The organism is Methylobacterium sp. E-046 (assembly GCF_022829625.1).
Lineage (GTDB): Bacteria > Pseudomonadota > Alphaproteobacteria > Rhizobiales > Beijerinckiaceae > Methylobacterium > Methylobacterium longum.
Map to the genome: position 1 here is coordinate 1 of NZ_JAKSYP010000152.1, position 3,547 is coordinate 3,547.

Genomic DNA, 3,547 nt, shown 5'->3' on the forward strand with positions numbered 1-3,547 from the left:
CGCGACACCGGCCGGAACACCGGACCCGCCGAGATCCCGGCCGCGTCGAGCCATTCCCGCACGAGCGCCACCGGCCGGACGAACCGGCCGTGCGGGATCGCCTTCTCGAACCCCCTGCCCTCCTGGTCGACCTTGGACCGGCGAACCGTGACCCGCAGGCCCTCGGGATCCTCGCGCAGGTCCTCGACGTTGAGGGCGACTAACTCGGATCGACGGAACGCCCCAGCAAAGCCGAGCGCCAGCAAGGCCCGATCGCGCTTGCCGGTCAGGGTGTCAGGTGTCCGCGCCAGCAGCATCTGCAGCACGTCGACCGTGGCCGCGGCCTTCTGTGTCGGGGCCGTGCCGACGCGGCGCCGGATACCCTTCATAGTGGCGCGCACGTCCTCGTCGTCCGTTGGGTCCGCCGCCTTCGCCAGCTTATGCCCGTACCGGATCGCGGCGAGCCGACGCCCGATGGTCGAGGAGGACCGCCCGGCCTCAGCCTCAGCCGCGAGGAAGCCCGCCACAGCCTCAGGGCTCGCCGGCAGGGCCCGGAAGCCGTACCGAGCGCACCAAGCCTGGAAGACCTGCACGTCGGAGCGGTAGGCGCGGACGGTAGAGTCCGCCTTGCTGGCCTGCTGATAGGCGCGGACTATCGCCGCAGCCTCAGCCGGTAGAGTGTCCACGAAGTGTACACTTCCGGTGGGCAGGGTCTCGGGCTCAGCCATCGGAAAGCTCATAGGCGTCGGGGTACATAGCCGCGATCCGTCGGTTCACGCTCTCACGCAGCGCGGCGCGCAGCCGCTCGTACTCTGCGAAGTCACCCGCCTTCTGCGCCTTCGCCATTTCGACGTGCAGCCAGTAGGAGCCGCCCGGCTGGATCCGGTCCCACTGGTTCCGGTGCTTCCAGGGGTCGCCGAACTGCGGGGGCTCTAGAAGGGACTCCAGACGCCACAACGGCTCGGTGCCGTCCACAAGATCCACGCGCATCCGACCGAGCGTGTAGGAGCGGACGTTCAGCAGGTTGCAGTAGACGATTGCCCCGCCGGGCCTCTCACTCTTGAGCCCCTTCCACCAGAGCCGAGCCGCAACCCTGTCGGCCGCCCGAAGGATGGCGACGCGGTGGCGCTTCTCCACCCGGTTCAGGCCCGGATAGGCGATGGGGCCGAGATCGGCGACCGAGAACGTGGCTTCGGGCGACGCCAGGAACGCCGCCTCAATTGCCCGCTCTACTTTGCCCGGCCCTCGGCTCATCGTCGCCGCCCCGTAAGTGTTTCCATCTCACACACCTGTCGCAAGGGAAACACTTAGACGCTGCTGGGGTCAAAGGTGGGGGAGCCGTCCCCCACCCTGCCGCCGGTCAAGGACTGCAGCACCTGCGGGTATGCCGCATACAGCCCGACCAGCAGGTTCCGCAGGCCGGCTTCCGTCGCGTCGTCGCGGAGCGGCAAGCGCACGGCTTCCAACAGTCGCTCGTTTGCGTCGTCGGCGATCAACCGAACGGCGGCGCGCAGCCCGTCGGACAGCGGCTTGGGTGTTCCGGTGCTCATGGCAAAACTTCCGAGAATAACGGTTATCGGAAGCTACAGCGTCATCAAAGCGCCAGCAAGCTAGTTTACGCGTGTTCGCGTGGAAAAGTGGAAGCGTAAGAGCGTGGGCTACGGAAGGAGGGCGAGCCGAAGCCCGCCGGTCACTTGGCAATCTGCGGCCGACCCTTCCGAGCGAACTCTCGGTTGACCATCTCGACCATGTAATCCTGGATCGTCTTGCCCTCTTCGGACACCATGGCCTTGAACTGGTTGAAAGCGCGCTCGTCGATCCAGGCCGACAGATTGCGCTTACCGATCCGGTAGCTCGGTAGAGCCTTCGAGGCAGAGGCGCTCGGCGCTTGGGGCGGGGACCCCGACTCAACGTCGGTCTTAGCGACCTTCGGCACTGGGGCCGCCGTAATCTCGGCTTCGTCCTCAGGAGGCGGCGTGAACGCCGATGCTTTCTTTGCCACGATCTTACGCTCCCACGTTTCTACGGTTCTACGCGTCAGCGAGCTTACGCTTTGACGGGTCTGCGAGCCCAAGCGTACTGCGGACCCACGCGAACAGGGCGCGCGCTTCCTCGGCCGCCTTACCTTTTGGCTCAAATTCGGTTGCGGCGAGACCACTGGACATCGAATAAGCGAAGTCAGCCCGGGTCATGAATTTGTGTGGCACCAGCTTTAGCCCGTAGCCCTGCACGGCCGCCTCGCCCTCGTCCGCGACCTTCTTCGAGCTGGCCGGCACCTGACTGAGCATTACCCAGCCGGCGTCCATCTTCTCTGCGATCCGGATCGTGCGCTTGACTGCGCCCAAGGTCTCCAGATCGAACTGCGTTGGCTTCACAGGCGCGAGGATGAGATCCGCCAACTCAGACACGGCCAGCGCGGTCGCCTCGGCTTTGCCGGGGGTATCCACGATCAGAAGGTCGGTTTTGTTCGAGGCCGCAATCTTGATGAGCCGGGGGAGGGCGTCCGGATCAATCTCACGGACGATCGAAGGCGTCTCGGCCTCACGGCGCTCGAACCATTTGTGCGCCGAGCCCTGCGGGTCCGTGTCGATGACGGCCACCGAATACCCGGCCTGCTCGGCGCAGACCGCAAGGTTCAGGGCCACGGTGCTCTTTGAGCTGCCGCCCTTCTGGCCGATGACGCTGACGACCTTCATTCATGCTCCCTCTGCACCGCGACTCACGCTCTCACTAGTCCACCATTTAACCCGTAAAAATGTTTAAGAACTGACGCTCTTACCTTCCTACGCGTGAGGAGCCGCGCTTATCTGTCCACGCTCATACGCTCATACGCTCATACTTTTCTACTCGCTTACGCGTGCGCGAGGCCGGGCGAGCCGCGATGATATGGCCGCCCGGCCGTTCCAAGCCGTCCCTAAGCTGAAACGCTTTGTCGAGTACCTGCTCTGCTAGCGAGGCGCCATCGCTGTATCGCCCCAGATCCAACTCTTTCTGCGAGGCAGCGACGCTCCAGTTCGAGGCAGGCAGCAAGCGTTGGTCCGATGCGTTCTTTCACAGGGACGCCCGCCCGGGATTTGATCACACTCGTGCTGACAGGGTGGTCGGTCAGCACTTCTAGAATGGCTTGTTCAAGATCGCTCAGAGATCGCATTCCGATGGCTAAGCAGGATTGCCGCCAAGACCGCGTTCGATCGCTCACAGTCCCGTCAGATCCAAGTTGGCGGCCAAGGTTGTGACGAGGAGCATGACTGTGCGAGTCAGGTGCTGTGGCGCTGAGCTTGCATCGTATGCGGTATCAGACAGCGTGCGGTGATCCTCCGGCATGCCCCTTACTTGGTCCCGTACATCGCCGGACACACACTACGATCTCATCGCTACCGAGGATGGTTTGGAAGTCGGTCGCGTCATGAAGAACCTTAGCGGCCCCAACGCTGATACGTGGTTCTGGGCCTGCACGGGGTGTCAGCACAGTGAGGCTGATCGGAAGCCGCTCGATGGTGAGGTGCAAACCAAGGACGAGGCAATTGCGGCCTTGTCGGAGGTATGGGCCGGAGCCAAGGCATAGGGG

General features: G+C 64.1%; 5 protein-coding genes. All 5 read right to left on the minus strand.

Going from position 1 to position 3,547, the window contains the following annotated elements; genetic code table 11:
* The coding region (locus MKK82_RS12895) for a site-specific integrase (RefSeq protein WP_243985958.1) at positions 1–707 on the minus strand (707 nt) is incomplete at its 3' end.
* Positions 700–1,233, minus strand: a complete 534-nt coding sequence (locus MKK82_RS12900) for a hypothetical protein (protein WP_243985959.1) — start codon at positions 1,231–1,233, stop codon at positions 700–702. The genes MKK82_RS12895 and MKK82_RS12900, both read right to left, overlap by 8 nt.
* 53 nt (positions 1,234–1,286) lie before the next feature.
* Positions 1,287–1,529 carry a hypothetical protein gene (locus MKK82_RS12905; protein ID WP_243985960.1) on the minus strand — a complete coding sequence of 81 codons (243 nt, stop codon included), beginning with the start codon at positions 1,527–1,529 and terminating at the stop codon, positions 1,287–1,289.
* A gap of 140 nt (positions 1,530–1,669) precedes the next feature.
* On the minus strand, positions 1,670–1,981 hold the full coding sequence (locus tag MKK82_RS12910; protein ID WP_243985962.1) for a hypothetical protein: 312 nt from the start codon (positions 1,979–1,981) through the stop codon (positions 1,670–1,672).
* A 28-nt stretch (positions 1,982–2,009) separates the two neighbouring features.
* Positions 2,010–2,675 (minus strand): ParA family protein, encoded by a 666-nt coding sequence (locus tag MKK82_RS12915; RefSeq protein ID WP_243985964.1) that lies wholly within the window; start codon positions 2,673–2,675, stop codon positions 2,010–2,012.
* Positions 2,676–3,547 lie beyond the last annotated feature (872 nt).

Coding starts and splice junctions, on each gene's coding strand:
- MKK82_RS12915 (WP_243985964.1), bottom strand. CDS start 2,675: ATGAAGGTCGTCAGCGTCATCGGCCAGAAGGGCGGCAGCTCAAAGAGC.
- MKK82_RS12905 (WP_243985960.1), bottom strand. CDS start 1,529: ATGAGCACCGGAACACCCAAGCCGCTGTCCGACGGGCTGCGCGCCGCC.
- MKK82_RS12900 (WP_243985959.1), bottom strand. CDS start 1,233: ATGAGCCGAGGGCCGGGCAAAGTAGAGCGGGCAATTGAGGCGGCGTTC.